The organism is Micromonospora sp. NPDC048947 (genome assembly GCF_040649495.1).
In the GTDB taxonomy this organism is placed as follows: Bacteria; Actinomycetota; Actinomycetes; order Mycobacteriales; family Micromonosporaceae; genus Micromonospora; species Micromonospora alfalfae.
Genome location: NZ_JBEZFO010000012.1, coordinates 1 through 25,005, shown reverse-complemented (window position 1 = coordinate 25,005; position 25,005 = coordinate 1). Strand labels below are relative to the sequence as shown.

28 protein-coding genes are annotated in these 25,005 nt (G+C 72.7%); 8 read left to right on the top strand and 20 right to left on the bottom strand.

The window, feature by feature from the left end:
* Nucleotides 1-84: 84 nt before the first annotated feature.
* Together AB0B98_RS18340 and AB0B98_RS18335 are read right to left on the bottom strand one after the other, a co-directional pair.
* The gene (locus AB0B98_RS18340) at nucleotides 85-1,362 is read right to left on the bottom strand and encodes a cupin domain-containing protein (RefSeq protein WP_357363966.1); all 1,278 of its coding nucleotides are present in this window, start codon (nucleotides 1,360-1,362) and stop codon (nucleotides 85-87) included.
* A gap of 9 nt (nucleotides 1,363-1,371) precedes the next feature.
* Nucleotides 1,372-1,680 carry a hypothetical protein gene (locus AB0B98_RS18335; protein WP_357363964.1) on the bottom strand — a complete coding sequence of 103 codons (309 nt, stop codon included), beginning with the start codon at nucleotides 1,678-1,680 and terminating at the stop codon, nucleotides 1,372-1,374.
* Between the two features lie 157 nt (nucleotides 1,681-1,837).
* Here AB0B98_RS18335 and AB0B98_RS18330 point away from each other — a divergent pair, with 157 nt between their 5' ends.
* The gene (locus tag AB0B98_RS18330) at nucleotides 1,838-2,617 is read left to right on the top strand and encodes a DUF72 domain-containing protein (protein WP_357363962.1); all 780 of its coding nucleotides are present in this window, start codon (nucleotides 1,838-1,840) and stop codon (nucleotides 2,615-2,617) included.
* Between the two features lie 42 nt (nucleotides 2,618-2,659).
* Here AB0B98_RS18330 and AB0B98_RS18325 read toward each other — a convergent pair whose 3' ends face one another.
* From AB0B98_RS18325 to AB0B98_RS18280, 10 genes are all read right to left on the bottom strand, one after another.
* The gene (locus tag AB0B98_RS18325; RefSeq protein ID WP_238672150.1) at nucleotides 2,660-3,088 is read right to left on the bottom strand and encodes a DUF2267 domain-containing protein; all 429 of its coding nucleotides are present in this window, start codon (nucleotides 3,086-3,088) and stop codon (nucleotides 2,660-2,662) included.
* The gene (locus tag AB0B98_RS18320) at nucleotides 3,081-3,266 is read right to left on the bottom strand and encodes a hypothetical protein (protein ID WP_357363960.1); all 186 of its coding nucleotides are present in this window, start codon (nucleotides 3,264-3,266) and stop codon (nucleotides 3,081-3,083) included. The genes AB0B98_RS18325 and AB0B98_RS18320 overlap by 8 nt, the downstream gene beginning before the upstream one ends.
* Before the next feature lie 112 nt (nucleotides 3,267-3,378).
* Nucleotides 3,379-4,251 (bottom strand): DUF72 domain-containing protein, encoded by an 873-nt coding sequence (locus AB0B98_RS18315; protein WP_357271638.1) that lies wholly within the window; start codon nucleotides 4,249-4,251, stop codon nucleotides 3,379-3,381.
* Between the two features lie 48 nt (nucleotides 4,252-4,299).
* Nucleotides 4,300-4,698 (bottom strand): TraR/DksA C4-type zinc finger protein, encoded by a 399-nt coding sequence (locus AB0B98_RS18310; protein WP_091408390.1) that lies wholly within the window; start codon nucleotides 4,696-4,698, stop codon nucleotides 4,300-4,302.
* A gap of 164 nt (nucleotides 4,699-4,862) precedes the next feature.
* Entirely contained in the window at nucleotides 4,863-5,525 is a 663-nt protein-coding gene (locus tag AB0B98_RS18305; RefSeq protein ID WP_357363958.1) for a uridine kinase, read from the bottom strand.
* 41 nt (nucleotides 5,526-5,566) lie between these two features.
* Nucleotides 5,567-6,172, bottom strand: coding sequence for a winged helix-turn-helix domain-containing protein (locus AB0B98_RS18300; RefSeq protein ID WP_238672145.1), 606 nt, complete (start codon nucleotides 6,170-6,172; stop codon nucleotides 5,567-5,569).
* Nucleotides 6,173-6,419: 247 nt separating this feature from the next.
* Nucleotides 6,420-6,953, bottom strand: coding sequence for a winged helix-turn-helix domain-containing protein (locus tag AB0B98_RS18295; RefSeq protein ID WP_357271630.1), 534 nt, complete (start codon nucleotides 6,951-6,953; stop codon nucleotides 6,420-6,422).
* A 50-nt stretch (nucleotides 6,954-7,003) separates the two neighbouring features.
* The gene (locus AB0B98_RS18290) at nucleotides 7,004-7,492 is read right to left on the bottom strand and encodes a rhodanese-like domain-containing protein (protein WP_357363956.1); all 489 of its coding nucleotides are present in this window, start codon (nucleotides 7,490-7,492) and stop codon (nucleotides 7,004-7,006) included.
* A gap of 41 nt (nucleotides 7,493-7,533) precedes the next feature.
* A complete protein-coding gene (locus AB0B98_RS18285; protein ID WP_357363954.1) occupies nucleotides 7,534-7,989 on the bottom strand; it encodes a cysteine dioxygenase family protein in 456 nt (151 codons plus the stop codon).
* A gap of 112 nt (nucleotides 7,990-8,101) precedes the next feature.
* Entirely contained in the window at nucleotides 8,102-8,479 is a 378-nt protein-coding gene (locus tag AB0B98_RS18280) for a signal peptidase I (protein WP_030490949.1), read from the bottom strand.
* A 64-nt stretch (nucleotides 8,480-8,543) separates the two neighbouring features.
* On the opposite strand from AB0B98_RS18280, the gene AB0B98_RS18275 reads away from it, so the two are divergent.
* Both AB0B98_RS18275 and AB0B98_RS18270 read left to right on the top strand, forming a co-directional pair.
* Nucleotides 8,544-8,936, top strand: a complete 393-nt coding sequence (locus AB0B98_RS18275) for an ankyrin repeat domain-containing protein (RefSeq protein WP_091408367.1) — start codon at nucleotides 8,544-8,546, stop codon at nucleotides 8,934-8,936.
* Between the two features lie 31 nt (nucleotides 8,937-8,967).
* Entirely contained in the window at nucleotides 8,968-9,918 is a 951-nt protein-coding gene (locus AB0B98_RS18270) for a DUF3500 domain-containing protein (RefSeq protein WP_357363951.1), read from the top strand.
* Between the two features lie 161 nt (nucleotides 9,919-10,079).
* Here the strand turns inward: AB0B98_RS18270 and AB0B98_RS18265 are convergent, their stop codons facing one another.
* The 8 genes from AB0B98_RS18265 to AB0B98_RS18230 all read right to left on the bottom strand — a co-directional run bounded on the left by AB0B98_RS18265 (nucleotide 10,080) and on the right by AB0B98_RS18230 (nucleotide 19,401).
* Nucleotides 10,080-10,838: a methyltransferase domain-containing protein gene (locus AB0B98_RS18265; protein WP_357363949.1), complete on the bottom strand. Its 759-nt coding sequence runs from the start codon at nucleotides 10,836-10,838 to the stop codon at nucleotides 10,080-10,082.
* A gap of 76 nt (nucleotides 10,839-10,914) precedes the next feature.
* Nucleotides 10,915-11,109: a DNA-binding protein gene (locus tag AB0B98_RS18260; RefSeq protein WP_238672140.1), complete on the bottom strand. Its 195-nt coding sequence runs from the start codon at nucleotides 11,107-11,109 to the stop codon at nucleotides 10,915-10,917.
* 293 nt (nucleotides 11,110-11,402) lie between these two features.
* On the bottom strand, nucleotides 11,403-11,888 hold the full coding sequence (locus tag AB0B98_RS18255) for a DUF2231 domain-containing protein (RefSeq protein WP_238672139.1): 486 nt from the start codon (nucleotides 11,886-11,888) through the stop codon (nucleotides 11,403-11,405).
* A gap of 288 nt (nucleotides 11,889-12,176) precedes the next feature.
* A complete protein-coding gene (locus tag AB0B98_RS18250; protein WP_357363947.1) occupies nucleotides 12,177-12,917 on the bottom strand; it encodes a GAF and ANTAR domain-containing protein in 741 nt (246 codons plus the stop codon).
* A 181-nt stretch (nucleotides 12,918-13,098) separates the two neighbouring features.
* Nucleotides 13,099-15,390, bottom strand: a complete 2,292-nt coding sequence (secA2, locus tag AB0B98_RS18245; protein ID WP_357363946.1) for an accessory Sec system translocase SecA2 — start codon at nucleotides 15,388-15,390, stop codon at nucleotides 13,099-13,101.
* A gap of 75 nt (nucleotides 15,391-15,465) precedes the next feature.
* Nucleotides 15,466-17,268, bottom strand: a complete 1,803-nt coding sequence (locus AB0B98_RS18240) for an ABC transporter ATP-binding protein (RefSeq protein ID WP_357363944.1) — start codon at nucleotides 17,266-17,268, stop codon at nucleotides 15,466-15,468.
* Nucleotides 17,269-17,309: 41 nt separating this feature from the next.
* Nucleotides 17,310-18,398, bottom strand: coding sequence for a zinc-binding alcohol dehydrogenase (locus AB0B98_RS18235; protein WP_357363942.1), 1,089 nt, complete (start codon nucleotides 18,396-18,398; stop codon nucleotides 17,310-17,312).
* The gene (locus AB0B98_RS18230; protein WP_357363940.1) at nucleotides 18,391-19,401 is read right to left on the bottom strand and encodes a Gfo/Idh/MocA family oxidoreductase; all 1,011 of its coding nucleotides are present in this window, start codon (nucleotides 19,399-19,401) and stop codon (nucleotides 18,391-18,393) included. Before AB0B98_RS18230 ends, AB0B98_RS18235 begins: the two co-directional genes overlap by 8 nt.
* Before the next feature lie 228 nt (nucleotides 19,402-19,629).
* Between AB0B98_RS18230 and AB0B98_RS18225 the strand changes: the two genes are divergently transcribed.
* The 5 genes from AB0B98_RS18225 to ctaD all read left to right on the top strand — a co-directional run.
* Complete coding sequence (locus AB0B98_RS18225) at nucleotides 19,630-20,613, top strand: glucosyl-3-phosphoglycerate synthase (RefSeq protein WP_357364212.1); 984 nt, start codon at nucleotides 19,630-19,632, stop codon at nucleotides 20,611-20,613.
* Between the two features lie 23 nt (nucleotides 20,614-20,636).
* Complete coding sequence (locus AB0B98_RS18220; protein ID WP_357364210.1) at nucleotides 20,637-21,776, top strand: glycosyltransferase; 1,140 nt, start codon at nucleotides 20,637-20,639, stop codon at nucleotides 21,774-21,776.
* A gap of 96 nt (nucleotides 21,777-21,872) precedes the next feature.
* Nucleotides 21,873-22,319 carry a DUF4383 domain-containing protein gene (locus AB0B98_RS18215; RefSeq protein WP_357364208.1) on the top strand — a complete coding sequence of 149 codons (447 nt, stop codon included), beginning with the start codon at nucleotides 21,873-21,875 and terminating at the stop codon, nucleotides 22,317-22,319.
* A 146-nt stretch (nucleotides 22,320-22,465) separates the two neighbouring features.
* Nucleotides 22,466-23,194 carry an ATP-binding protein gene (locus AB0B98_RS18210; RefSeq protein ID WP_357271593.1) on the top strand — a complete coding sequence of 243 codons (729 nt, stop codon included), beginning with the start codon at nucleotides 22,466-22,468 and terminating at the stop codon, nucleotides 23,192-23,194.
* Nucleotides 23,195-23,319: 125 nt separating this feature from the next.
* On the top strand, nucleotides 23,320-25,005 hold a 1,686-nt coding region (ctaD, locus tag AB0B98_RS18205; protein WP_357363938.1), incomplete at its 3' end, for a cytochrome c oxidase subunit I.

Below are 25,005 nucleotides of genomic sequence, written 5' to 3'. Positions count from 1 at the left end.
CTCACGGACACCGCGACTTCCCGAAAACCGAGTCGATCACGGCCGACGAGCCGTCCGGCCGGGACGGTCGATCAACCGCCGGCCTCAGGCCGGGACCAGCACGGCCTCGCGGAGCAGCCGACGGGCCAGTGTGACCCGGTCGGCGTCGTCGGGCAGGCCGGGCAGGTCACCGACCCGGGTGACAGTGCCGGTGAGCAGGGCACGGGCGGCCGGCTCGCAGGTCGCCGGAAGGGTGATGATGCGGTCGAAGAGCCGCAGCGCCACAGTGTCCGAGTCGTGCGGCACCAACTGCCAGCGCAAGCCGGACCGCAGGGTCACCCGGGAGTCGGCGTCCAGGGTGGCCAGTGCGTCGGCCTGGGCGAGCGGTCGGATCGGGGCCGGGCGGGCGGCCGGCCAGGCCCGCTGCCGCAGTTGCGCGGCGACAGCGACCGGGTCGGCGCGCAGCAGCCAGTCCCGCAACGCCTCCACGGTCTCGGTCAGCTCCGGCTCGATGGCGTCCGGGTCGGCGACGTCGGTGCCGAACGGCAGGCTGGCCCGCAGCCGCTGGTCCTCGGCGGCCAGCGTCAACAATTCCTCGACCAGGGCGTAACGGGTGAGCGCGCGGATGCCCACTGTCAGGTGCAGCGAGCTGGTGTCCTGCGCCTGCGCGCTGTGCAGCCACCCCCGGGGCAGGTAGAGGGCGTCACCGGGGGCGAGCACCACGTCCAGCGCGGCCGGGCCCTGCGCGGTCGCACCGACCTCGTCGGCGCGCCCACCCCACTGCTGCTTCTCCAGCGGGTCCGGTAGCACCGGCGGGTGGATCCGCCAGTGCTTGCGGCCGTCGACCTGAAGCACGAACACGTCGTGGGTGTCGTAGTGAGTGGCGAAGCCCTGGCTGCCGGCCGGGGTCAGGTAGGCGTTGATCTGCAACGGCTGGTTGAGCGCGAGGCCCAGGTCGCGGGCGAAGTCGACGAGTGGCGGCCAGATCCGGTGCAGCCCCTGCAGCACCAGTGTGGCCCCGGACGCGTACTGCTCCAGGACCCGCTCGTCGAGCACCTGGTCGCCGATCTCGGCGCCCGCGCCGCCGCCGCCGGTCCAGCGTGACGCCGCGACCAACTGGCCATCCTTGGCGACGCGCAGGAACGGGGTACGCAGACCACGCCGGCTCAGCAACTCGTCGGCGTCGGCGGGGCTGAGAAGATCGGTGAAGCCGGCCGGGTCGGGCAGTTCGGCGGCTCGGGACAGCAGCGGGGTGCGCCCCCAGTGCGCGGCGGCGAACTTGGCCGGTTCGACCGAGACGCAGCGGGCCAGCGCGGCGGTGGCCTCAGCGGACGGAACCGCCGGGCGGCCGTGGTGGCCGCCCGGCGGGTCGAGGTAGGTCATGGCGAGCCGCTATCGGGCGCTGCCGTCAGCGCCACCGTCCTGCTGGCCCGGGGTGGCACCACCGTCGGCGGGACCCTCCGCGCCGCCATCGGCGCCACCGTCGTGCTGACCCGGGGTGGCACCACCGTCGGCGGGACCCTCCGCGCTGCCATCGGCGCCACCGTCCTGCTGGCCCGGGGTGGCACCACCGTCGGCGGGACCCTCCGCGCCGCCATCGGCGCCACCGTCGTGCTGACCCGGGGTCGCACCGCCGTCAGCGGGACCCTCCGCGCCGCCGCCGCCGCCGGTGGTCTGCATGTCGTCATCGTTGAGTGCCATCGGTACTCCCTCGGGTGTGCCGCCCCGCCGTACGCCGGGGTCCGTCGTGCTGCGGGTGGTACCCCACGCGCGATCTTCTCTAACCCTCACCGTAGACGCCGAACCACTGCGACACGGGCAGTTCACGAGCGGCGGCGCAGAGTGCCAGGATGGGGTGGTGATCCTGGTGGGCACGTCCGGTTGGCAGTACCGGGACTGGCGCGGCCGCTTCTACCCGCAGCGGCTGCCGCAGCGACTCTGGCTGGAGCACTTCGCTGCCGGGTTCGCCACTGTCGAGGTCAACAACGCCTTCTACCGGCTGCCCGAACGGGACACCTTCGCCGCCTGGCGGGCACGGACCCCGGCGGACTTCTGCGTGGCGGTGAAGATGAGCCGCTACCTCACCCACATCAAGCGGCTGCGCGACCCGGCGGAGCCGGTGGCCCGGTTCCTCGGCCGCGCCACCGCGCTCGGTGACCGGCTCGGCCCGGTGCTGCTGCAACTCCCACCGAACCTGCGGGCGGACGTCGAGGCGCTGGACGCGACGCTGCGACTGTTTCCGGCGGAGGTGCGGGTCGCTGTCGAACCCCGGCACCCCTCCTGGTGGACCGACGCCACCCGGGCGGTGCTGGAACGGCGTCGGGCCGCGCTGGTCTGGGCGGACCGACTGGGACGCCCGGTCGCCCCCCGCTGGCGCACCACCGACTTCGGCTACCTGCGGCTGCACGAGGGGCGGGCACGGCCGTGGCCACGCTACGGTCGGGCCGCGCTGCGATCCTGGGTGGGTCGGCTGGCCGACGCCTTCGGGCCGGACGAGCCTGCGTACGTGTACTTCAACAACGATCCGGGCGGGGCCGCGATCGTGGACGCCGTCGCGTTCGCCGCGCTGGCCCGGAGGGCCGGGCACCCGGTGTCCCGGGTACCGACCGCCGCCGAGACGGCCGCTGCCGACGACTGAGCCCGCCCGACAACGGTCGGGCGGGCTCGCGCTGTCAGGCCGTCACGGCATCATCGTGGCAAGGTCCTTGGGCATGGTGTCCTTCACGTCCTGCCACTCACCCTGGGTGACATGACGGCGCAGCGTGTCCAGCACCACCTGCGTCACCCGCTCCGCGCCGCCCTCCGCGTCGTACGGGAAGCCCTGCCGGACCTCGTAGAGGAAGTCGTCGCGGTTGAGTTTGATCGGCACGTCGGACGGCACCCAGCCGTCGAAGTAGATCCCCCGCACCAGCACCGGCAACTGCTGGGCGAACTCCACGCTCTCGTTCACCGGCAGCCGGTCTCGCAGCAGGTGCAGCACAGTGCGCAGGGCCGCGTACGACTGGTTGCGCCGGTCCTTCGGCCAGCCGTAGGCGTTCTCGATGTCCTTGAGAATGAGGTTCGTCTTGTCCAGCGAGGACTCGAACGCCGAGATCATCGCGTCAGCCATCGGTCGACCCCCGTTCCGTGCTGTCCCACCGTCGGTCGTCGGCGCGACGCGGCGGCCCCACCGGGCCGCGGCGGGCCCGCACCGGGCTGCCCTGCGGGGCGCGCCGGGCACTGTCGGCCGTGCCGACCACGTGCAGGACGGCACCACGCCGTCGATCCGTCACCACTCGAACCGTCATCCCCGTCACCTCCGTGTCGTCTCCGGCGTCGGCCGTCCACGGGGCGGCCGTACCCACCGCGTCCACCCTCCCTGTGGGTGGGGTGAGTCGTCCCCACCCGGATCGGGTGAGGTCACCCGGCGTCGAGGAGACCCGCGAGGGTCGTCGCGTTGGTCTGCGCGTAGTCGCGATAACAGTTGTTCATGAGCACGTGGGTCTGCCCGGCCTCGTCGGCCAGTTCGCGCAGCTTCGGCGCCCAGTCCGCCAACTCCCGCTTGGAGTAGTGGTAGCCGAACTTCTCGTGAATGTCCTTACTTGTCCACTTGTCGCTGTGCCCGTGGAAGCGCATGACCGCGAGGTCAGCGGTGGCGGCCAGCACCGGAGGCAGCGACGAGCGGTGGCCCTGCGGCATGTCCACGCAGACGTACGGCAGTTTGTGCTCGCGCAGGAAGGCCAGGGTCTCGTCGGCGTTGTCGCCGTCGAACCAGGAGGCGTGCCGGAACTCGTACACCGGGCGCAGTGGCGCGCAGCGCTTCGCCACCTCCAGCAGGTACTGCTTGTTGGCCCGCTTGATGGTGAACCAGGGTGGGAACTGGAACAGCAGCGCGCCAAGCTTGCCGGCCTCGACCAACGGGTCCAGCGCGGACAGGAAGCGCGTCCACACCTCCTCGTACGACTGCGCGGGCAGGTCGTCGGGGTAGACGTTCTTCTTGTCGGTCTCCGGGCGCAGGTCCTTGTAGAGCGCGCTGACCCGGGTGGGGTGCCCGGTCAGCAGGCTGAACGCCTTGATGTTGAAGGTGAAGCCGGCCGGGGTGCGCTCGGCCCACAGCCGCGCTGTCGCCTCGGCGGGCGGCGAGTAGTAGGTGGCGTCCACTTCGACCAGCGGGAACTGCCGGGCGTAGTAGGCCAGCCGCTTCTCCGGGGTGTCGGCGGTCTGCGGATACCACCCCGAGTCCAGCAGTGTGCGGTCGGTCCAGGACGCGGTGCCCACGAGGATGTCACCCATAGTGGAAGTCCATCGCGTCGCGGACCGACCGGCAACCGCTGGGGTGGCTCAGGCCGCCCGCCGCTCGCGAGTCTGCTTGCACGTCACACAGGTGGTGGCGGACGGGAAGATCTCCAGCCGCTCCACCGGGATCGCCGCCGAGCAGCCCTCGCACCAGCCGTAGGTGCCCTCCTCGAGCCGGCCGAGGGCGTGCTCGTACTGGGCGCGGCGGTCGAGGATGGTACGCAACAGGGACTGGGCGGTGTCCCGCTCGGCCGTCTTGGTGCCGCTGTCGGCCTGGTCGTCGCCGGCGGTGTCGCCGACCTCCACCAGCCGCAGCACCTGGCTCTGGAGCACCGCCTGGTCGTACTCCGCGGTCAGCTCGTCGTAGCGCGCCTGGAGCGACTGTCGGATCTGGTCGATCTCCGTCTGGGACCGGGTCGTACCGACCGTGTCGTGGACGAGCATCGCTGCCTGCCTTTCCTGGGCCTGTGGCTCAAGGTGAACCGGGTGCCGGCGGCGCGGGGCCCCGGTCACGGTCGCGTTCGGTGCGCGGGCGATCACCCGCGCTCTGTGAGCCGGGCGAGTACCCGCCGGACCAGCCGTACAAACCGACAAATTCTCGGTTGTTGTCAGTCGTTCGCCCCGGGCTGCACGAGCGCCGGTCGGCGGGGGTCGTCGGCGCGTACCACGACGTCGGCGAAGCTCGCCGGCACGACCTCCTCGGCGTACCGGTCGAAGGCCGGCAGCGCCCACTGCTGGGCCGGTTCGGTACGCCGACGCAGCGCCGCCGGGGACAGCTCCAGGTGGACTGTCACGTCGAAGGGCAGGCCGCCGCCGAGCAGCAGCGAGCCGCTGACCAGGACGACGCCGCCGGGTGCCAGGTCGACGTAGGGGGCGCGACTGGCCCGGTCGGCGTCGGCGTCCCAGAGCGACGGAAGCAGCCGGCCGCTGCCACCCGGACCGGCCGGGTCGAGCACCTCCCGGCGCAGCCCGGCCTCGTCGACCCATGCCTCGTAGAAGGAGTCCGGGTTGGTGCGCCCCAACTCGAAGCGCAGCGACGCGGGGCGCAGGAAGTCGGTGGCGCGGACGTGCAGCACCGGATGACCCTGGGCGCGCAGCGGGTCGACCAGCGCCGCGGCCAGTTCGTCGACGCGGGCGGCTGGTGCGCCGTCCACCGCCACCCGCAGCCGCGCGGGTCCGGCGGCGGCGTTCGCGGCGCGGGCAGCCGCGTCGGCCAGCCGGCCGGTCAGCTCGGTGACGAGCAGGTCGGGCGAGATGGGGCGGATGCGCACCGGACCATCCTGCCCCGCGCCGGGTACGTCGGTGCCGCCGGTCAGCCGCTGCGGTCGATGGTGACCCGGGCGTCGTCGGCCAGCCGGTAGCCCACGCCGTAGACGGTGGTGACCAGCGGGACGTCCACGCCGACCTTGCCGCGCAGCCGACGCACGTGCACGTCGACGGTGCGCACGCCAGCGTGCTCGTAGCCCCACACGGCGTTGAGCAGTTGCAGCCTGGTGAACACCCGGCGTGGGTGGGCGACCAGGTGCAGCAGCAGGTCGAACTCCAGCCGGGTCAGCGGCAGCGGCTCCTCGTCGCGCAGCACCGAGCGCGACGAGGCGAGGATGTGCAGGGCCGGAATGGTCGAGCTGATCGGGCGGGCCGGCGACCGGCTGGCGGGTGCCTGGTCGGGGCGGCGTTCGGCCGGAACCGAGCCGATGATCACCCCTTCGCCCCGTTCCAGCATCTCGCGAGCGGCCTCCAACAGCCGACGCGCCGCCGGGGTCAGCGACTCCTCACAGGCCAGCGGGATGGACAGCGTCACGGTGAGCACGGGCGCGGCGGTGTTCGCCGGGCGACGCTGGCCGCCGGGGGGTCGACCGGGCACCGCGGGCTGGGACGTATGCCATCCGGCGCGCGACGAGGCGGGGCTGACCGACATGGTCCTCCTTGGGCTGGTCCGGGTATCTCCCCACGGCCCGGGACGCCGCTTCATCGATGCTTCCCGGCGCCTGGGCGAGGGTCAAGAGGCGGCTGCGTTGCATGAATGTGACAATTGACGAACACATCGGAGCCAAATGCTCGCTCTGCGTACGAGGCCTGATGATTACAGCAGAGTCGTCGAGATGCCCCGTTACGGGGGTCCCCGACCGGTTCACCAGGCGGTCACATCGCCGCCGGACCAGGGCTCAGCTGCTGTGATCCACGCTGATCGGGGCCTCGTCGGCCAGCCGGTAGCCGACGCCGTAGACGGTGGTGACCACCTCCGAGCCGGCCAGCTTGGCGCGCAGCCGCCGGACGTGCACGTCCACCGTCCGGGCCACCGCGTGCTCGTAGCCCCAGACGCTGGAGAGCAGTTGCAGGCGGGTGAAGACCCGGCGCGGCCGCTCGGCCAGGAACAGCAGCAGCTCGTACTCGATGCGGGTCAGCGCTATGACCCGGTCGCCCTGGCGGACCATCCGTGAGCCGGCCAGGATGCGGACGTGGTCCGGCGCGGCGGGGCGCGGGGCCGGTGGCGGCACCGACGCGGGGTCCTCCACGGCCCGCAGTCGCCCCTCCCCCGACTCGGCCAGTTCGCCGAGCAGCTGCACCAGCCGGGCCAACCGGGGGCTCAGCGGCCCGGGGACGAGGTCGAGGGTGATGGTCAGGGTCGGGCTGGTGCGCGGACGGGCCGGCGGGCGCACGCCGGGGTGGCGGCGCGTGGGGATGGCGACGACGGACATGGTGCCTCCTGAGTGGCGGTACGCGCGCCACGCCGGGTGTGGCGTGACGGTCAGCGGCGCGCCCAGCCGGCGTTGACCGGGGACGCGAGGGGAGAGGGGTGGTGCAGCGGGGTCGGGCCGAGGGCCGGCAGGCCGGCGATCCGCCAGGCGGCGAACCCACCGACCACATCGGTGGCCCGGCGCAGGCCGACGTCTTGCAACGCGGCGGCGGCCAGCGACGAGGTGTAGCCCTCCTGACAGAGGATCACCACCGGCACGTCGTAGTCGACGGCCTGCGGCAGCCGGGCCGCGCAGCGTGGGTCGAAGCGCCACTCCAGCACGTTGCGTTCGACGATGAGCGAGCCCGGCACCACGCCGTGCGCGGCCCGCTGCGCGGCCGGGCGGATGTCGACGAGCAGTGCTCCGCTCCGGTACGCCAGGTGCGCCCGCTCCGGGTCCAGCCGGCGCAGCCGGGCCCGCGCGGCGGCCAGGATCTCGTCGACGCCCCGGGAGCCCGGTGGCGGCACGGGGGCGGGACAGTGCTCGGCGGTTGTCTGCATTCTCGGTTCCTTCCGGTGACAGGGTTTCTCGGTTCGCGCGGCTACCAGGACCGGCCGGCCTCGGCGACCTCGGCGACCCGCAGCCGCCCGTCGAGGAGGTGGTAGCGGGTCATCCGCAGCAGCGCCGGCCGGTAGACGTGCACGCTGACCGCCGGGTCGACGCCTCGGTTTGTCACCTGGTGCACGTGCCGGGCGCCGAAGCGGCGGCCCGCGCCGGCCGGCAGCAGTCGGGGGCGTAGTCGGCCGGCGCTGACCGTCTCCTCGGTGAGCACGCCGCTGACCACCCGGAACGCCCCGGAGGAGCCGCCGTGGTCGTGCAGGTCGGTGCCCTGCCCGGGTAGCCAGCTCAGCGCCCACACCTCGTGCTCGTCGCTGACGGCGAGACGGGCGTACCAGCGCTCGGCGCTGTCGAAACGCAGCGCGACCGGCCAGCCGGCCGGGTCGGCCCAGCCGCGGGCGACGGTGAGCAGGTCGGGCTCCGGACGGTGCTGCGTCATGGCGGTTCCTCGCGGGTCGTTCGGCGGGGTGCCCTCGTACTCTAGGCGATAAAGCCTATAGGTTTAGTAGGTAATTCCGTCTGATGGGACGCAGGTCAGCCGCCCGGGTGAATCAACGCAGCACGGGCGGGTCCGCGCGATAGCCCGGCAACGAGGGCCAGCGCACCGTCAACACCACCGACGCGCGCTCGGCGAACCAGGAGTGGTCCACCCCACGGGCCCACACCACGTAGTCGCCCGGCGCGGCCAGCCGAACCGTCCGGTCCGGCAACTCCACCCGGAAACACCCCTCGACGAGTACGAGCAGAGTGGTGCGCACCTCGCCGGTCGCCCACCGCGACCGGGCCTGCCCAGGCGGATGCACGCCCCACTTCACCTCGACGTCGGTGCTGTGCCGGATCTCCCCCGGCGGCGCGAAGTGCCCGAGCAGCCAACCAGCGTTGGTGGCGCCGTCAACTCCCGCGTTGCCCACGTACACCGTCTCACCCATCGGACCCCTCCCCCAGCGCGCCGGCCGAGCAACCTATCAGGACAGGTGTGGCTAACCTGGACCGGTGACCGAGAACCTCGACGCCGAGACGCTGGCGTTCGCGCACCGGATGTTCGACCTGGCCCGAGCCGGCGCCACCGACGAACTGGCGGCGCAGATCGACGCCGGACTGCCGGTCAACCTCACCAACGACAAGGGCGACACGCTGCTCATCCTGGCCGCGTATCACGCCCACCCGGACACGGTGGCCGCCCTGCTCAGCCGCGGCGCCGACCACACCCGGGCCAACGACCGAGGTCAGACCGCGTTGGCCGCGGCGGTCTTCCGCAGCAGCACCGAGGCGGTCCGCGCGCTCCTCGCCGCCGGCGCGGATCCGGCACACGGCAACCCGTCGGCCGTCGAGACCGCGCGCTTCTTCGACCTACCGGAGATGACCGAGCTGCTGCGCGTCGGCTGACACCGGCACGGCCGGCCGGTATACAGGGTCGGTGGAAGATCCTCTACCGGAGCAGATGCGGTCCGCCGGCACCGCGCTGCTGACCGCGCTCGACCCCGCCGCCCGCGAGAGCGCCATGTACTCGTTCGACGACGAGGCGGCCCGACGCTGGCTGGAGTACCGGCCCCGACCCCGACCGGGCGTCTGCCTCGCCGAACTCGACGTCACCGCCCGCAAGGCCGCGCACCGGTTGCTGGCCACCGCGCTCAGCCCCTCGGCGTACGCACAGGCGATGGCGATCATTTCGCTGGAGGAGGTGCTGGACCGGGCCGAGGGCTGGCAGCGCGGGCGGCACAGCGCCGACTACTGGGTGGCCGTGTTCGGCGACCCGGCGCGCGACGACCGTTGGGCGTGGCGACTCGAAGGGCACCACCTGTCGGTGAACATGACAGTGGTGGACGGTCAGGTCTCCCCCGCGCCGATCTTCTTCGGCGCCAACCCTGCCGCGGTCCGCTACGCCGGCCGGCCCGTCTCCCGCCCACTCGGCGTGGAGGAGGACCTGGCCCGCGCCCTGCTCGACGCGCTGGGCCCGGCCGAGCGGGCCGCCGCGATCATCGCCGACGAGGCGCCGGCGGACATCATCAGCGCCACCCGTGGGCGGGTCGACGCGCCACTGGAGCCCCTCGGCGTACCGGCGCAGCGACTCGGACCGACCGGCCGCGCGCTACTCGACCAGGTGGTCGCCCTCTACCTCGACCGGCTGCCGCCCGAGCTGGCCATCCGGGAGGCGACCCGCCTGGACGCCGGCCCGCTGCACTTCGCCTGGGCCGGCCCGACCCATCCCGCTCGGCGACACTACTACCGGGTGCAGGGCGACGACCTGCTGATCGAGTACGACAACACCACAGCGGACGGCAACCACGCGCACACCGTCCTACGCCGCCCCGCCAGCGACTTCGGTGCCGACGTCCTGGCAACCCACCACCAAACCCACCCCCACTAACCCGCCCCGCGCCCCGCGCCCCGCCCCCGCCCCCGCCCCCGCCCCCGCCGATCTTGCAGTTTCGGTGGTCGAATTGCCCGGGTAGGCGGCTTTCGCGGGCACCGAAAGTGCAAGATCGGCGGGGTGGGGTGTTCGTCAGGGGCGGCCGGCTTGGGGCTTGGTCAGGGGCGGGTGGCCTCGACGAGGAAGCGTTGGGCGTGGGCGACGAAAGGGCCTTCGGTGGCGATGCGGTGGTGCAGGGCGCGCAGTTGCGCGCGGTAGCGGTCGACCGTGAACCCGGGCACCGTCCAGATCACCTTCCGAAGGAACCAGACCACCGCGCCGATGTCGGCGAAGGTCGCCCGCAGCGTGGCCCGACGCAGGTCGACCACCCGCAGGCCAGCTGCCTCGGCGGCGGCGACCGCGTGCTCGGGGTGCCGCTGGGTCGGCGACGGCAACGGCCCGAGGATCGCCTCACTCAGCTCCCGCATCGTGCCGGCCCCGATCTGCTGCGACAGGAACGTCCCACCCGGCCGCAGCACCCGCGCCGTCTGAACCCAGTCTGTACGCACCGGATGCCGACTGACCACCAGGTCGAACGAGGCGTCGCGAAACGGGAGCGGCCCGTCCGACGCGACCGCGACCACCGACGCGCCGACCCGACGCAGGGTCCGGCGGGCGACCTCCACGTTCGGCGGCCACGCCTCGGTCGCCGCCAGCAGCTTCGGTGGACACGGCACCTCGGCGAGCACCTCCCCGCCGCCGGTGTCCACGTCCAGCGCCGCATCGGCCCGCGCCATCCGCTCGGCGACCAGCCTGGCGTACCCCCAGGGTGGACGCTCCTCAGTGGCCCGCCCGGCCAGCCAACCGAAGCCCCAACCATCGACAGGCGCAGCGGCGGCCTCAGCGATCAAGTCTTCGGCGTCACGCTCAGCGGTCATGGCGGTCAGCCTCGCGGCCGATCACCCGGCCGGCAACCCATTTGCGGCCGCCCGGTGGGGGTGCCCGCGGTGGAACTCACCCGAGGCTGAGCCCGTGCTCCTCAAGGGCGGCCTGGAGGATCCCGAGCGCCTTGGGACCCAGGCCGTGCAGCTTGGCCAGGTCCGCCCGGGGAACGCCCGCGAGCTGGCGCAGCGCGGTGTAGCCGGCATCATGCAAGGCCCGGGTGGCGGGCGCGCCGATCTTCGGAAGCGTGTCCGGAGAGGAGGTCATCCGGGGATGGTAGACCGACCAGTCGCACGGATGCCGGCCCCGCGCACCGGGCCCACTTACCGGCCAGACGCCGCGCCCGGCGGATCAGGCTCGTCCGGCGCGCCCGGCGGGTCGGGGCACCCGGCGGATCCAGCGGGTCCAGCGCGCCCAGCAGGTCCAGCGGGTCCGGCGCGCCCGGCGGGTCGGCGCATGGCGGACGGTCTCACGGGTGGCGTCAATGGCGAGTCCAGCGGGTCCGGTGAGCGGGCCCGCTCGGTGGGTGGGGTCAGCGACGAGACCGCCGGCAGGTCGGGTCAGGGGCGGGCGATCTCGCCGGTGGAGCCGGCGAGCGCGTCCAGGCCGCCGGCCTCGGCGCGGCCGCTGTCGAACTGACGCATCAGCCGGGCGCCCAGGTGCACGCCGACCCCGCCGACGGCCAGCGCGACCAGTTCGGTGACCAGGATCGCCACCGACGCGCCGCGCTGCGGGGAGTGTGACCGGACCAGGCAGGTGAGCAGGAACATGGCGGCCATCACCGCGTTCACCAGGTTGAAGGCGACGGCGGTGCGGCGGGTACGGTCGCCCGGCACGTCCCACAGGTCGACCATGCCGGCCACGGCGGTCAGCGCGGCGGCGACGAGGGCGGCGACGCCGGTCCAGTAGCCGACCTCGCCGAGGAACGCGGGCCCCCCGATCACGTCGGTGAGGTCGAAGACGGTGGCGCTGACGAACAGCCCGAGCGGGAACGTCACCAGCATCGGTTGGATCGGGTGCCCCTGCACCCGCAGCCGGCTCTGCATCGGTCCTCCCCCAGGTCGGCGCAGCTCACCTGACCAGAGTGCTACCCGAGGTCGGTCGAAGCGAAACGGTGCCGCCCGACTCGCCGCCGGCAGGGAGAACGGGCACCGTGGCCGCGCTCGCCGAGGCCGGACGGCCAGACCGGCGGTGATCGACTCGGGTTTCAGGAAGTCGAGGCATCCGTCGGCCCATGACACCCCGATTTCCAGAAACCCGAGTGGATCACAGCGCCGACGCGGCCCACGCGCCGCCCACGCGGCCCAGCGACCCGCGCGGCCCAGCGGCCCGGGTCAGTTGTCGCGTTGGCGGGAGACCGTCCGGACCAGGCGCTCGGCCACCTCGCGCAGCGGGATGTCCAGTGACGCGGCGGCGGTGCGCAGCACGTCGAGGGCCTCGGCCGGCGGGCACCCACGCTGCGTCATGATCACGCCGACGGCCTGGCCGACCACCCCGTCGTTCAGGAGTGAGGTGTCCCGTTCACCGGCGAGGGTGAGTTGTCGGTTGCGGTCGCGGACGGCGGCGAGCAGCAGACCTGAGTGTTCGGCGAGCAGCATGGCGGTCAACTGGTGTTGCGGGGTCAAGAGGTCCGGCGCGGCGGCGTACAGGTTGATCGCCCCGATGACGTGGTCGTCGATGTCGACCGGTGCGGAGATCACCCCGCGTACGCCGAGGTCGCGGGCGTGCGCCGTCCAGGCCGGCCAGCGGGGCTCACCGGTCAGGTCGGCGGCGAGGATCATCTCGCGGCGGTGGATCGCGCTCATCGCCGGTGTGTCCGGCCCGTGTCGCAGGTCGTCCAGCCCGGCCAGCCCCTCGTCGGAGGCGGCCACTCCGGCCGGCTCGCCGGCCCGTAGGGCGGTGAACCCGCACCAGCGCACCCCGGCGACGGCGTCCCGGGTGACCCGGACCAGGGCCAGCAGCGCCTCATCAAAGTCGGTCAGGGCGATCAGCCCGGCGGTCAGCTCCCGTAAGAGTGCGGCTGCTTCCAGGACGCCGAGGGTGTGCGTCACCGGTTCCCGCGTGTCGAGGTTCACCGGTCCGCAGCCTCCGTGCCGTCTCGCGCCTGCCCGGCGAGCATCGTCACCTGTGTCATCGTCTGCTCTCTCCCGACTCGACCGACCAGCCCTACTACCCTGGGAAACCTGGGTCGAAACGGCGTAAATCGGGGCCCCGGTCGCGCGCGGGGGCGCGATCGGGGCCCCGACTGTCGGTACGTCAGCGCGAGGCGCCGCTGAGTCGCCGGCCGATCGACGCGATCAGGCGGTCGAGCTCGGACCCGAACGGGTTGTCGTGCACCAGGTACGTCCAGGTGGCGGTGGGCCGGACCAGGGTGCCGTCGTCGGGCTGCCAGTCCTCATCGAATTCGGTCTCGGTGAAGGTGGCGATGGTGCGGGCCTCGATCTCGGGGATCAGGTCGTTGAACGCCGGCACCGCGGCCCGGTGGAACTCGTCGAGCGGGTCGAGCCGGCCCAGCGCGCGCAGGTGCACGCCCTCGCGGACCTCCGACAGCTCGGCAAGGTGCTCGGCCCAGAGCCGGTCCAGGTGGTAGAGCGCGATCGACCGGGCGGCACGGGCGAGGAGGTCCTCGTCCATCTCGCCGGCCTTCTCGGGCTCCTTCTCCAGCAGCATGACCGCGGCCACGTCACTGGTCAGCAGCCGCTCCCGGCGCGCGGCCAGGGCCTTGCGCTGCTGCTCGATCACCACGCTGTAGCGCCAGGTGTTGCGGTGGATCTCGTGGTTGACGCCCTCGGCGACCCGCTGGGCGTGCTCCACCGCGTAGTCGACCTGCTCGTCGGTCACCAGGCCGTCGGCGTTCATCCGCGGCGAGGCCGGCACCGAGTCGGCGGCGTGCCGGACGACGAGGTCGTCCTCCAGGCTGACGAAGAAGACCGAGCCACCCGGGTCGCCCTGCCGGCCGGCCCGACCGCGCAGCTGGTCGTCCACCCGGCGGCTGTCGTGCCGCCCGCTGCCGATCACGTAGAGCCCGCCCAGCTCGGCTACCCGCTCCTGGTCGCTCTGGTCGCTGCCGCCGAGGCGGATGTCGACACCTCGACCGGCCATCTGGGTGGAGACGGTCACCGCGCCGTACGCGCCGGCCTCGGCGATGATCGCCGCTTCCTCGTCGTCGTTCTTGGCGTTCAGCACGACGCAGGGCACCCCGGCGGCGTTCAGCCCGGCGGCCAACCCCTCGGACTCCTTGACGTCCAGGGTGCCGACCAGCACCGGCCGCCCCTTGGCGTGCGCGCGCTGGATCTCGTCGATCAGCGCCTCGTCCTTCTCCGCCCGGGTGGCGTAGATGCGGTCCGGCTCGTCCTCGCGGATGCACGGGGTGTTCGGCGGGATCACCGCGACCTCGAGGTTGAAGAACTCCCGCAGCTGGTCGCCGACGTGCACGGCGGTGGCGGTCATCCCGCAGACCTTGGGGTAGAGGGCGATGTACGCCTGCATGGCGATGGTGCCGAGCACCTCACCCTCGGCGGTGGCGTCCAGCCCCTCCTTGGCCTCGACCGCGGCCTGGAGACCGTCCGGCCAGCGGCGGCGCTGGGCCACCCGGCCGCGCATCTCGTCGACCAGCTCGACGGAGCCGTCCCGGACGATGTAATCCACGTCACGGTGCAGCAGGGCGTGCGCGTGCAGCGCCACGTTGACAGCGGAGAGCTGCGTGACGTGTTCCTCGTCGTACAGGTCGATGCCGAGCTTGGCCTCGATGGCGGCCAGGCCGGCGGAGGTGAACGCCACGCTGCGCCCGTCCTCGGCGACCGTGTAGTGCTTGCCCTTGCGCAGGCCACGCACCAGCGCGGCGGCGGCGTGCACCGGGTCCTGCTCGCCCGGCACCGCGCCGGCCAGGACCATCGGCACCCGGGCCTCGTCGATCATGATCGAGTCGGCCTCGTCGACGATGGCGGTGGTCAGCGCGGGCTGAACGCGGTCTTCCACGTCGGTGACGAGTTGGTCGCGCAGGTAGTCGAAGCCCGCCTCGCTGACCGAGACGTAGGTGACGTCGCAGGCGTACGCGTCGCGCCGCTCCTGCGGGGTGGAGGCCTCGTTGACCCAGCCGACGGTGAGGCCGAGCAGGGTGTAGACCGGCTCCATCCACTGGGCGTCGCGCCGGGCCAGATAGTCGTTGATGGTGAGCACGTGCACCGGGCCGTTGCCGAGCCGGACGTGCCCGTACGCGGCGACAGTGGCGGTCAGTGTCTTGCCCTCACCGGTGGCCATCTCGGCGACCTTGCCGGAGAGCAGCGACATCGCGCCGAGCAGCTGCACGTCGTACGGCCGCTGGTCGAGGCCGCGGCGGGCGGCCTCACGGCCGACGGCGCAGATCTCCTCGTAACCGGCGGCGGCACCCGCGGCCGCGGTCAGCTCGGCGTCGTCGAGCGCGGTGAGCTCAGCCTCGCGCGCCTCGATCGCCGGGAGCAGTTTCTCCAGCGGAGCAAGATCCACGGTCGAGCCGGGGCGCTGGAGGAACCGCCGGAACTTGCTCTTGAACCGTTGCGACACACCCATGAGCGGCAACGGTACGCGATTCCGGGCGGCGCGCGCGGCCCGGCCGCCCGGCAAGTCTGCCTTCCTGGGGCGCAGTCAGCCGACCAGCAGCTGGTGGCTGGCGAGTTCCCGGTACAGCGGGTCGGTGGCGGTCAGTTCGGCGTGGGTGCCCACGGCCACCACCCGGCCGCCGTCGAGGACGACGATCTGGTCGGCGTCGACAACTGTGGCGAGCCGGTGCGCCACGATCAACAGGGTCCGGCGGACGGCCACGGCGTCGATGGCGCGGCGCAGCGCGACCTCGTTGCGGGAGTCGAGGTTGCTGGTCGGCTCGTCGAGCAGCAGCACCGGCGGGCCGGCGAGCAGCGCGCGGGCGATGGCCAGGCGCTGCCGCTCACCTCCGGAGAGCAGCACGCCACCCTCGCCCACCTGCACGTCGAGGCCCAGCGGGGTGCGCTGCGCCAGGTGGCCCAGGTTGACCTCGTCGAGGACGTCGCGCAACCGGTCGTCGGTGGCGTCGGGGGTGGTGATCAGCAGGTTCTCCCGCAGCGTGCCGGCCAGCACGGGAGCCTCCTGCTCGACGTAGCCGAGCCGGGCCCGCAGCGCGTCGCGGGGCAGGTCCCGTACGTCGGTGCCGTCGAGGCGGACCGCGCCGGCACTCACCTCGTAGAACCGCTCGACCAGGGCCAGCAGTGTGGACTTGCCGGCGCCGGACGGGCCGACGAGGGCGGTCCGGGTGCCGGCGGGGACCGCGAAGCTGACCTCGTGCAGCACCGGCTCGCCGCCCGGGTAGCCGAAGCCCACCCGGTCGAACTCGATCATCGGGGTGGGACGGCGCGGAGTCGCGGCGGCGGGCGTCGGCCGGTCGTCCGCGCCCTCGGCGGGCACCGCGAGGATCTCCTCGATCCGCTGGAGCGCGCCGAGGCCGGACTGCAACTGGGTGTACGCCCGCAGCACCTGACCCAGCGGCAGCGCCAGCAGGAACAGGTACATGACGAACGCGACCAGGTCGCCGACGGAGATCGCCCCGGCGGCGACCCGCGCCCCACCGATGCCGAGCACCAGCAGGAACGCCCCCTGCACGGTGACCGAGCCGATCGGGCCGACCAACGCCTGCACCCGGGCCACCCGCAGCCCCGCCGCGTACGCCTCCCGCGCGCTGCCGGTGACGGTCTCCGTCTCCCGGGTCTCGGCGCGGCTGGCCCGGATGGTCCGGGCCGCCGAGATGGCCCGCTCCACCGCCGAGGTCATCTCGCCGATCCGCTCCTGGGCCACCCGGGCCAGCGCCCGGACCCGGCGGGCGAAGGTGGCGGCGAAGGCCAGCCCCAGCGCCACCCCGAGCAGTGTGACGCCGAACAGCAGCGGGTCGAGCAGCACCATCGCCGTGCCGGCGCCGACCACCGTCACCGCCCCGGTGACCGTCTCGAACAGCCCGGAGGTGACGACCGCCCGCAGCAGCGTGGTGTCCGAGCCGACCCGGGAGAGCAGGTCACCGGTGCGTCGGCTGTCGTACTCGGCGATGGGCAGCCGCAGCAGGTGACCCGCCAGGCGGCGCCGGGTGCCCAGCACCACTCCCTCGGCGGTGCGTTGCAGCAGGTAGTCACGCAACCCGCCGATCGCCGCGCCGAGCACCACGAGGGCCACCAGCACCGCCACCAGCCGGGACACGCCCTGCTCGGCGCCGATCCGCTCGAGCACCGACCGGGTGAGCAGCGGCTGCGCCAACGACGCCGCGGAGCCGACCAGCGACAGCGCGCCCACCACCACCAGGCTGCCGCGATGTTCCCGCAGGTAGGGCAGCAACGCGGCCAGGCCGACCGACCGGCCCGTGGGGCTGCCGCCGGCCGGCCGGTCGGTCGAGGTGTCGCCGGGAACCGGCCGGTCCTGCACGGTGCTCATGTCGCGAACGGTAGCCGCCCCGGGCACGCGGCGACGGCGGGTCAGGCGGCGAGCACCACCTGAAGCTCCTGGCGGCGACGGTCGGCCAGGTCGGTGAGGAGGGCTGGCGCGTCGTCGAACGGCACCACCGCCGAGACGAGGTGCTTGCGGATCGCGTCGCCGTACGTCCTGAGCAGGTCGACGGTCTCGGCGGAGAGCCGCTCGCGGTCCCAGGTGGGCGCGAGCCCGCGCGGCACCCGGCCGATCTGGGCACACCGCAGCGACAACCCGTTGTGGTGGAACTCCTCACCGAGGCGGACCGCGTCCGCGCCGCCCTGATAGAAGGCGAGGTCGATGACGGTGCCCTGGGGCCGCAGCAGACGCAGGGCGAGGTGCAGCGCCCACGCCTGCCCCCGGCACTGGAACACCACGTCGGCGCCCCGGTCGCCGGCGGTGTGCGCCCACCGGGTCTTGAGCACCACCGCCGGGTCGTCCGCGTCGGGGTCGAGGGTTTCCAGGCCGAGCGCCTCGGCCACCTGGCGGCGTTGCGGGGTGGGGTCGAGCACCACCACCGACGCTGCGCCGTTGCGCCTGGCGAACAACGCGGTCAGCAGCGCCACGACGCCGGCGCCGACGACGGCGACCCGTCGGCCGCGTACCCCGTCGCCGAGCGCGCGGACGTCGGTGCCGTGCAGGTCGGCGGCGGCGTGCAGCAGACCGTTGGCGCAGATCGGGCCCATGTGGGCGACGTAGACGCCGAGCAGCGGGTCCAGGTCGTCGGGCAGCGCCACGAACCGCTCGGCGACCGGGTCGGCCAGCCAGCCGGTGCGGTGCCCGTACGTCATCGCGCCGACAGTGCCCACCGCGACCGCCGGGGTCTCGCTCTCCACCACCCGGCCGACCTGCATGTAGCCGAGGCGGTTCACCGGGTAGGGCGTGCTGGCCGCGCCCGGCTGGAACAGGCCCAGGTCGGCGTTCCAGGTGACGTTCAGGTAGGGGTTCGTGCCCTTGACGTAGCTCAGCTCGGTGCCGGCGGAGACACCGCTGAACAGCGTCTCGACCCGGAACGTTCCGGGGCGCAGCGGGGCGGCGTCCTGCTCGACGAGGTCGACCCGGCCGGGGCCGGTGACCACCACGACCTTGTCACGCATCGACTGTCACCCCGCTGGCGAGCGCCGCCGGCGCGGTCGCTGCGCCGAGCCGCACTGTGGCGCCGGTACGGGCCGAGTCGGCCACCGCGAGCGCCAGGCGCTGGGTCGCGAGGGCCTCGGCGTACGGGACGCGCACGTCGTCGCCGATGCCGCGGACGGCGTCGACGAAGGCGCGGTCCACCGCCACCCGGGCGGCTTCCGGGTCGGCGGGGACGTGTCGTTCGCCGTTGGCGTCGCGCACCGACAGCCCTTCCTCGGTGATCGCGAGGGCCAGCCCGTCGGCGAGGATCTCCAGGCCGGCGCGGTGCTTCCAGCCGAGGACGCAGGCGGCGCTGAGCGTGCCGACCGCGCCGTCGACGAAGCGCAGCGTGGCGGTGGTCACCGAGTCGATGTCGGCGCCGTCGACCGGCGGTGGGGTGCCGTTGCCGTACGCGGTGACCTCGGTGACCTCGCCGGCCAGCACACGGATCAGGTCGAGCACGTGGGCGGCCTGTTCGACCACCGGCCCGCCGGAGCGGTCCCGCCGCGACCACCACGCCACCGGCGGCACCTTGTCCAGCCAGGCGCCGCTGACCATCCGCAGCGGACGGTCGGCGAGCAGGTCGCGGGCCTGGTCGAGCACGCTCAGGTAACGCCAGTGGTGGCCGACGGCGGTACGCAGCCCACGCCGCGCGACCAGGTCGGCGATCCGCTCGGCGGTGCTCAGGTCGACAGCGACGGGCTTCTCCACGAACATCGGCACCCCGGCTTCGATCACCGCTTCCTCGGCGGGGCCGTGCGCGAACGGTGGCACGCAGACGTACACGGCGTCCAGATCGGTGGCCAGCAGCTCGGCGACGTCGGCGCAGGCCCGCCCGCCGTGCTGTGCGGCCAGCGCGGACGCCGCCTCCGGCGCCACGTCGGTGACGCCGACCAGCTCGACGTCGTCGAACCCGGCCAGCACCCGCGCGTGGCGCTGTGCCACGCCGCCGGCCCCGACCAGCCCCACCCGACAGTTCCGCATCCCCCACACCCCTTCGAAGACGTTTCATGTGCGATGGGAGCAGTCCCCTGGGGTGTGCGCAATCAAACGTTCATCCCCCGGGAACGAATTGTCGTCACCTCTGTGATCAAGCTGTTGCCGAGAATGCGGTTAGCGCGTGATGAGGAATGGGAACAACCAATTTCGGTTTTTCCACGCACGAACGGAGGGGTGCCCGTGCGGGATACGACATCGAACGTGTCGCCGGTGGTGGAGGCGTGGGCTACGTACCGGACGACGTCCGCGGCGGACTGGCCAGCCCGTCGGCTGTTGCGTGCCAAGGGTGATACCCGGGTCAGCGTGGTGCTGCCGGCGCGCAACGAGGAGGCCACCGTCGGCGCGATCGTGTCGACCATCAGGGAGCACCTGATGGATCGGGTGGCCCTGGTCGACGAGCTGATCGTGGTGGATTCCCGCTCGACGGACCGGACCGCGCAGGTGGCCCGGGCCGCCGGCGCGGAGGTGGTCAGTCAGGACGCGATGACCCGGGGGTTGCCGCGGCTCACCGGCAAGGGCGACGCGCTCTGGGCCGGGCTGGCCGCCGCCGAGGGAGACGTGGTGGCGTTCATCGACGCCGACCTGCGGGAGTTCCGGCCGCACTTCGTGAGTGGGCTGCTCGGCCCGCTGTTGACCGACCCGTCGGTCGACTTCGTGAAGGGCTTCTACCACCGACCCCTGGTGGGCACCGCCAGCGTGGAGCAGGACGGTGGGGGCCGGGTGACCGAGTTGATGGCCCGGCCGCTGCTCAACCTCTTCTGGCCCGAGCTGGCGGGCTTCGTGCAGCCGCTGGCCGGCGAGTACGCGGGTCGCCGGGACGTGCTGGCCCAGGTGCCGTTCGTCTCCGGGTACGGGGTGGAGACGGCCATGATGATCGACCTGCTCGACCTGGTCGGCCTGGACGCGCTGGCGCAGGTCGACCTCGGTGAGCGCAAGCACCGCCACCAGGACACCGCCGCCCTCGGCCGGATGTCCGCGCAGATCATGTTGACCGCCTGGTCCCGGCTGCAACGGCGCGGCTGGGCCACCCCCGGGCTGGCGCCGGAGGCGTTGCTGACCCAGTTCCGTCGCGGCGGTTCGGACACCCTGCCGAACCTGGACCGCGAGATCGTGGTCAGCGACGTGTCCATCGAGGAACGCCCGCCGTTGGCCGAACTGCGCCACCGGGTGCCCCGCCGACGGGTGGCCGCCGCGTGAGCGCGGGGAGCCTCACCGTGCTGATGAACGCCGGCCCGTGGCTGTCGGTGCCACCGCCCGGCTACGGCGGCATCGAGAACGTCATCGCCACGCTGGTGCCGGAGCTGCGGCGACTCGGCGTACGAGTGGTGCTCGCCTCGGTGGGCAGCAGCACCCTGCCGGTGGACGAGCAGATCTCGGTCTTCGCCGACGGGCAGTTCGCCGCGTTGCAGCGGCCATACAACCAGGTCTGCGGGATCGCCCAGGCGCACCTGGCCGGGGTGATCCGGGAGCTGCACTCCCGCGACGACATCGACCTGGTGCACGATCACGTCGAGGCGGTCGGGCTGGCCACCCTCGCCGCGATGGGGCCGGCCGGACCGCCGACCCTGCACACCCTGCACTGGGACCTGGCCAAGCACCCGGCGCTCTACGGCAGCCTGGACGGCGGCGACCGGGTCCGGGTCAACGGCGTCTCCGCGTCGCAGCTGGCCCGCGCCCCGCTGGCGCTGCGGGAGCACTCGGTGGGGCACGTGCACCTGTCCACGCCGCTCGCCGTCGACGCCGACCGGCGGCCCCGACCGGACAAGGGCGAGCACCTGCTCATCCTGGGCCGGATCAACCCGGGCAAGGGGCAGGACGTGGGTGCCCGGCTCGCGCACCGGGTCGGTGTTCCGCTGGTGCTGGCCGGCCCCGTCGGCCCGTACCATCGGCCGGCCGACCTGGCCGCGGCCGGCGACGAGGCCCGGCAGAACCCGGACGTGCGGTTCTTCCTCGACGAGGTGGCGCCGCACGTCGACGGCGACCTGGTCCGCTGGGTCGGCACCGTGGCTGGCCAGGAACGCGACGACCTGCTCGCCAGCGCCCGTGCGTCGCTGTTCCCGCTGCGCTGGGAGGAGCCGGGCGGCACGGCGGTCGTCGAGTCGCTCGCCCTGGGTACGCCGGTGGTGGCCACCGCCCGGGGTTGCCTGCCGGAGCTGATCGAGCACGGCCGGACCGGGCTGCTCACCACCGACGAGGAGGAGTTGGACGACCTCGTCCTCGCCGCCGAGTTGCTCGACCCAGACGAGTGCCGGCGGGTGGCAGCGCAGCGCTTCACGCCCGCGGTTATGGCGCAGCGTTACGTCGAGCTGTACGAGCGGGTCCGGCAGTCGGCGAGCGCGCCGAGGTTGCTGCCGGCCTGACCGACGGCGGGGCGGGACGGTTTGCCTGTCGCGTCAGCGGGTAGCCGGCAGCGCTCATGCCCGCCGCGCGACGAGGAGCCGGGAATGGTCGGACCGATGGCGCACTCCCGGGCCCGACCCAACCCGGCCGACGGCAAACCGCCGGTCCGTCGCGCGGCGGCGACGGTGGGGGTGCTGTTCCTGCTGGTCGGCGCGCTCGGCTTCGTGCCGGGGATCACCACCGGCATGGACGCGCTGCGCTTCGCCGGCCACGACTCGGGCGCGTTCCTGTTCGGCGTCTTCCAGGTGTCGGTGCTGCACAACCTGGTGCACCTGGCGTACGGGGTGGCGGGCCTGCTGCTGGCCCGGACGGTCACCGGCGCTCGGGCGTTCCTGATCGGCGGCGGGGCGATCTACCTGGTGCTCTGGTTGTACGGGCTGGCGGTGGACCACGACACCGGGGCGAACGTGCTGCCGGTCAACGACGCCGACGACTGGCTGCACCTGGGGCTCGGCGTCGGCATGATCGCGCTGGGCGTCCTGGCCGGTCGGCCCCGTCGTTGACCGTCGACCCCGGCTCGAACTGTCGCGCCCGTCCCTGACCTGGGGTTGCGGGACGTGACCTGCCTCGCCCCGACGTCGGTCCGGTTTGATCGGGAACGGCCTCGGGTAGTTGGCAGATCCCGACCCAGCAGCGAATTGAGGCGCCGATGTCGAGCGGGATCACCTGCGAGGTGCGTACCACGGCACCGGTGGCGGTCGTCCGGCTCACCGGTCCGCTGCACCTGGGCACGATGCGCTCGGTGCACCGGGCGCTCAGCGACGCGCTGGTCGACCAGCCGGAGGCGCTGGTGGTCGACATGGCCGGGGTGAACGTGGAGGACCGACTGGCGCTGTCCGTGTTCGCCGCGACGGCCCGCCGGGCCGAGGAGTGGCCGGCCGTGCCGGTGTTGCTCTGCTCGCCGTCGCCGGTCGCCGCACGATGGCTGGCCGAGTCGACCACGTGCCGGGTGCTCTCGGTCTCCGCGGACTGCGCTGAGGCGACCCGGTTGGCCGGTACGACGTCCCCGTTGCGGATGCGGGCCCGGCTGGAGCCGGTCGCCGGGGCCTGCCGGCGGGCCCGGGAGCTGGTCACCGAGGCGTGCGCGCGGTGGAACTTGCCCGACGCGTCCGGCCCGGCCGCGTTGGTCCTCAGCGAACTGGTCGGCAACGTGGTGCGTCACGCCGGCACGCCGATGCAGGTGACGGTGACCCTGCGCCGGCCGTATCTGCACCTGGCGGTGGTGGACGGCAGCAGCGCCCAGGCCCGAGCGGGCGGGACGGACCTGCACGCCGAGGGTGGACGAGGGTTGATGCTGGTGCGGGAGCTGACCCAGCGGTGGGGCAGCGTGCCGGCCGGGCCGGGCAAGGCCGTCTGGGCGATGCTGCCGGCAACCTGAGCGTTCGAGGCGCTTGCACCCGGTACCAGCGTTCTGACCGAATTTACCGCTCTAGCCTGGTTACATGGTGCGAGGGTCGGGTAGGCACGCCCGTCCTTTCTGCCGTCACGACGGGGTGAGCAGCCATGCCCAAGCGGGTAACCACGGAACCCGGTCGCGATCGGGGCCCGGCAATCCTGGCACCGGCCCGTTTCGGGGGGTTCCCGGGAGCGGTACGGGCACCGATCCCGGGCAACTCCCTGATCAAGTTCCTCGCCACTACCGACCACAAGCAGATCGGCCTGCTGTATCTGCTGACCTCCTTCGGGTTCTTCCTGCTGGCGGGGCTGCAGGCGATGGTGATGCGCGCCGAGCTGGCCCGACCGGGGATGCAGTTCCTCTCCCCCGAGCAGTACAACCAGCTCTTCACCTCGCACGGCGCGGTGATGCTGCTTTTGTTCGCCACGCCCGCGGCGTTCGGGTTCGCCAACTACATCGTGCCGATCCAGATCGGCTCGCCGGACGTGTCGTTCCCCCGCCTCAACGCGCTGGCCTACTGGCTGTACCTGTTCGGCGGGCTGATGGTGGTCGGCGGGTTCGTCACCCCGGGGGGTTCGGCGGACTTCGGCTGGACCGCGTACAGCCCACTCAGCGACGTGGACAACAGCCCCGGCGTGGGCGCGAACATGTGGGTGCTCGGCCTGGTCGTCTCCGGGCTCGGCACCATCCTCGGCGCGGTCAACCTGATCACCACGATCCTCACCCTGCGCGCGCCGGGCATGACCATGTTCCGGATGCCGGTCTTCACCTGGAACATGCTGTTCACCAGCTTGCTGGTGATCCTCGTCTTCCCACTGCTGGCCGCCGCGCTGCTGGCGCTCTCCGCCGACCGGTTGCTCAACGCGCACGTCTACGACGCGGCCACCGGCGGCCCGATGCTCTGGCAGCATCTGTTCTGGTTCTTCGGCCACCCCGAGGTCTACATCATCGCGTTGCCGTTCTTCGGCATCATCACCGAGATCATTCCGGTCTTCTCCCGCAAGCCGCTCTTCGGCTACACCGGGATCGTGCTGGCCACCGCCGCCATCACCGTGCTGTCGATGACAGTCTGGGCGCACCACATGTTCGCCACCGGCCAGGTGCTGCTGCCGTTCTTCAGCATCCTGAGTTACCTGATCGCGGTGCCCACCGGCGTGAAGTTCTTCAACTGGATCGGCACCATGTGGAAGGGCCAGCTCACCTTCGAGACGCCGATGCTCTTCGCCATCGGCTTCCTGGTCACCTTCCTGCTCGGCGGCCTCACCGGCGTACTGCTGGCCAGCCCGCCGGTCGACTGGCACACCCACGACAGCTACTTCGTGGTGGCGCACTTCCACTACGTGGTGTTCGGCACCGTGGTCTTCGCCCTCTTCGGCGGCTACTACTTCTGGTGGCCGAAGATGACCGGGCGGCTGCTCGACGAACGGCTCGGCAAGGCGCACTTCTGGACCATGTTCATCGGCTTCCACGGCACCTTCCTGGTGCACCACTGGCTGGGTAACGAGGGCATGCCGCGCCGGTACGCCGACTACCTGCCCACCGACGGCTTCACCACGCTGAACACGATCTCCAGCATCTTCGCGTTCATCCTCGGCCTCTCCACCCTCTTCTTCATGTACAACGCCTGGAAGTCCTGGCGGTACGGGGCGATGGTGACTGTGGACGACCCGTGGGGCTTCGGCAACTCCCTCGAATGGGCGACCGGTTCCGGGTGGAGGAGGGCCTCACCACCCAGCTGCGCACCGGCGACCAGGGCCGGGTGGAGACCGGGGGATGGGTCTACGTCGACGGTC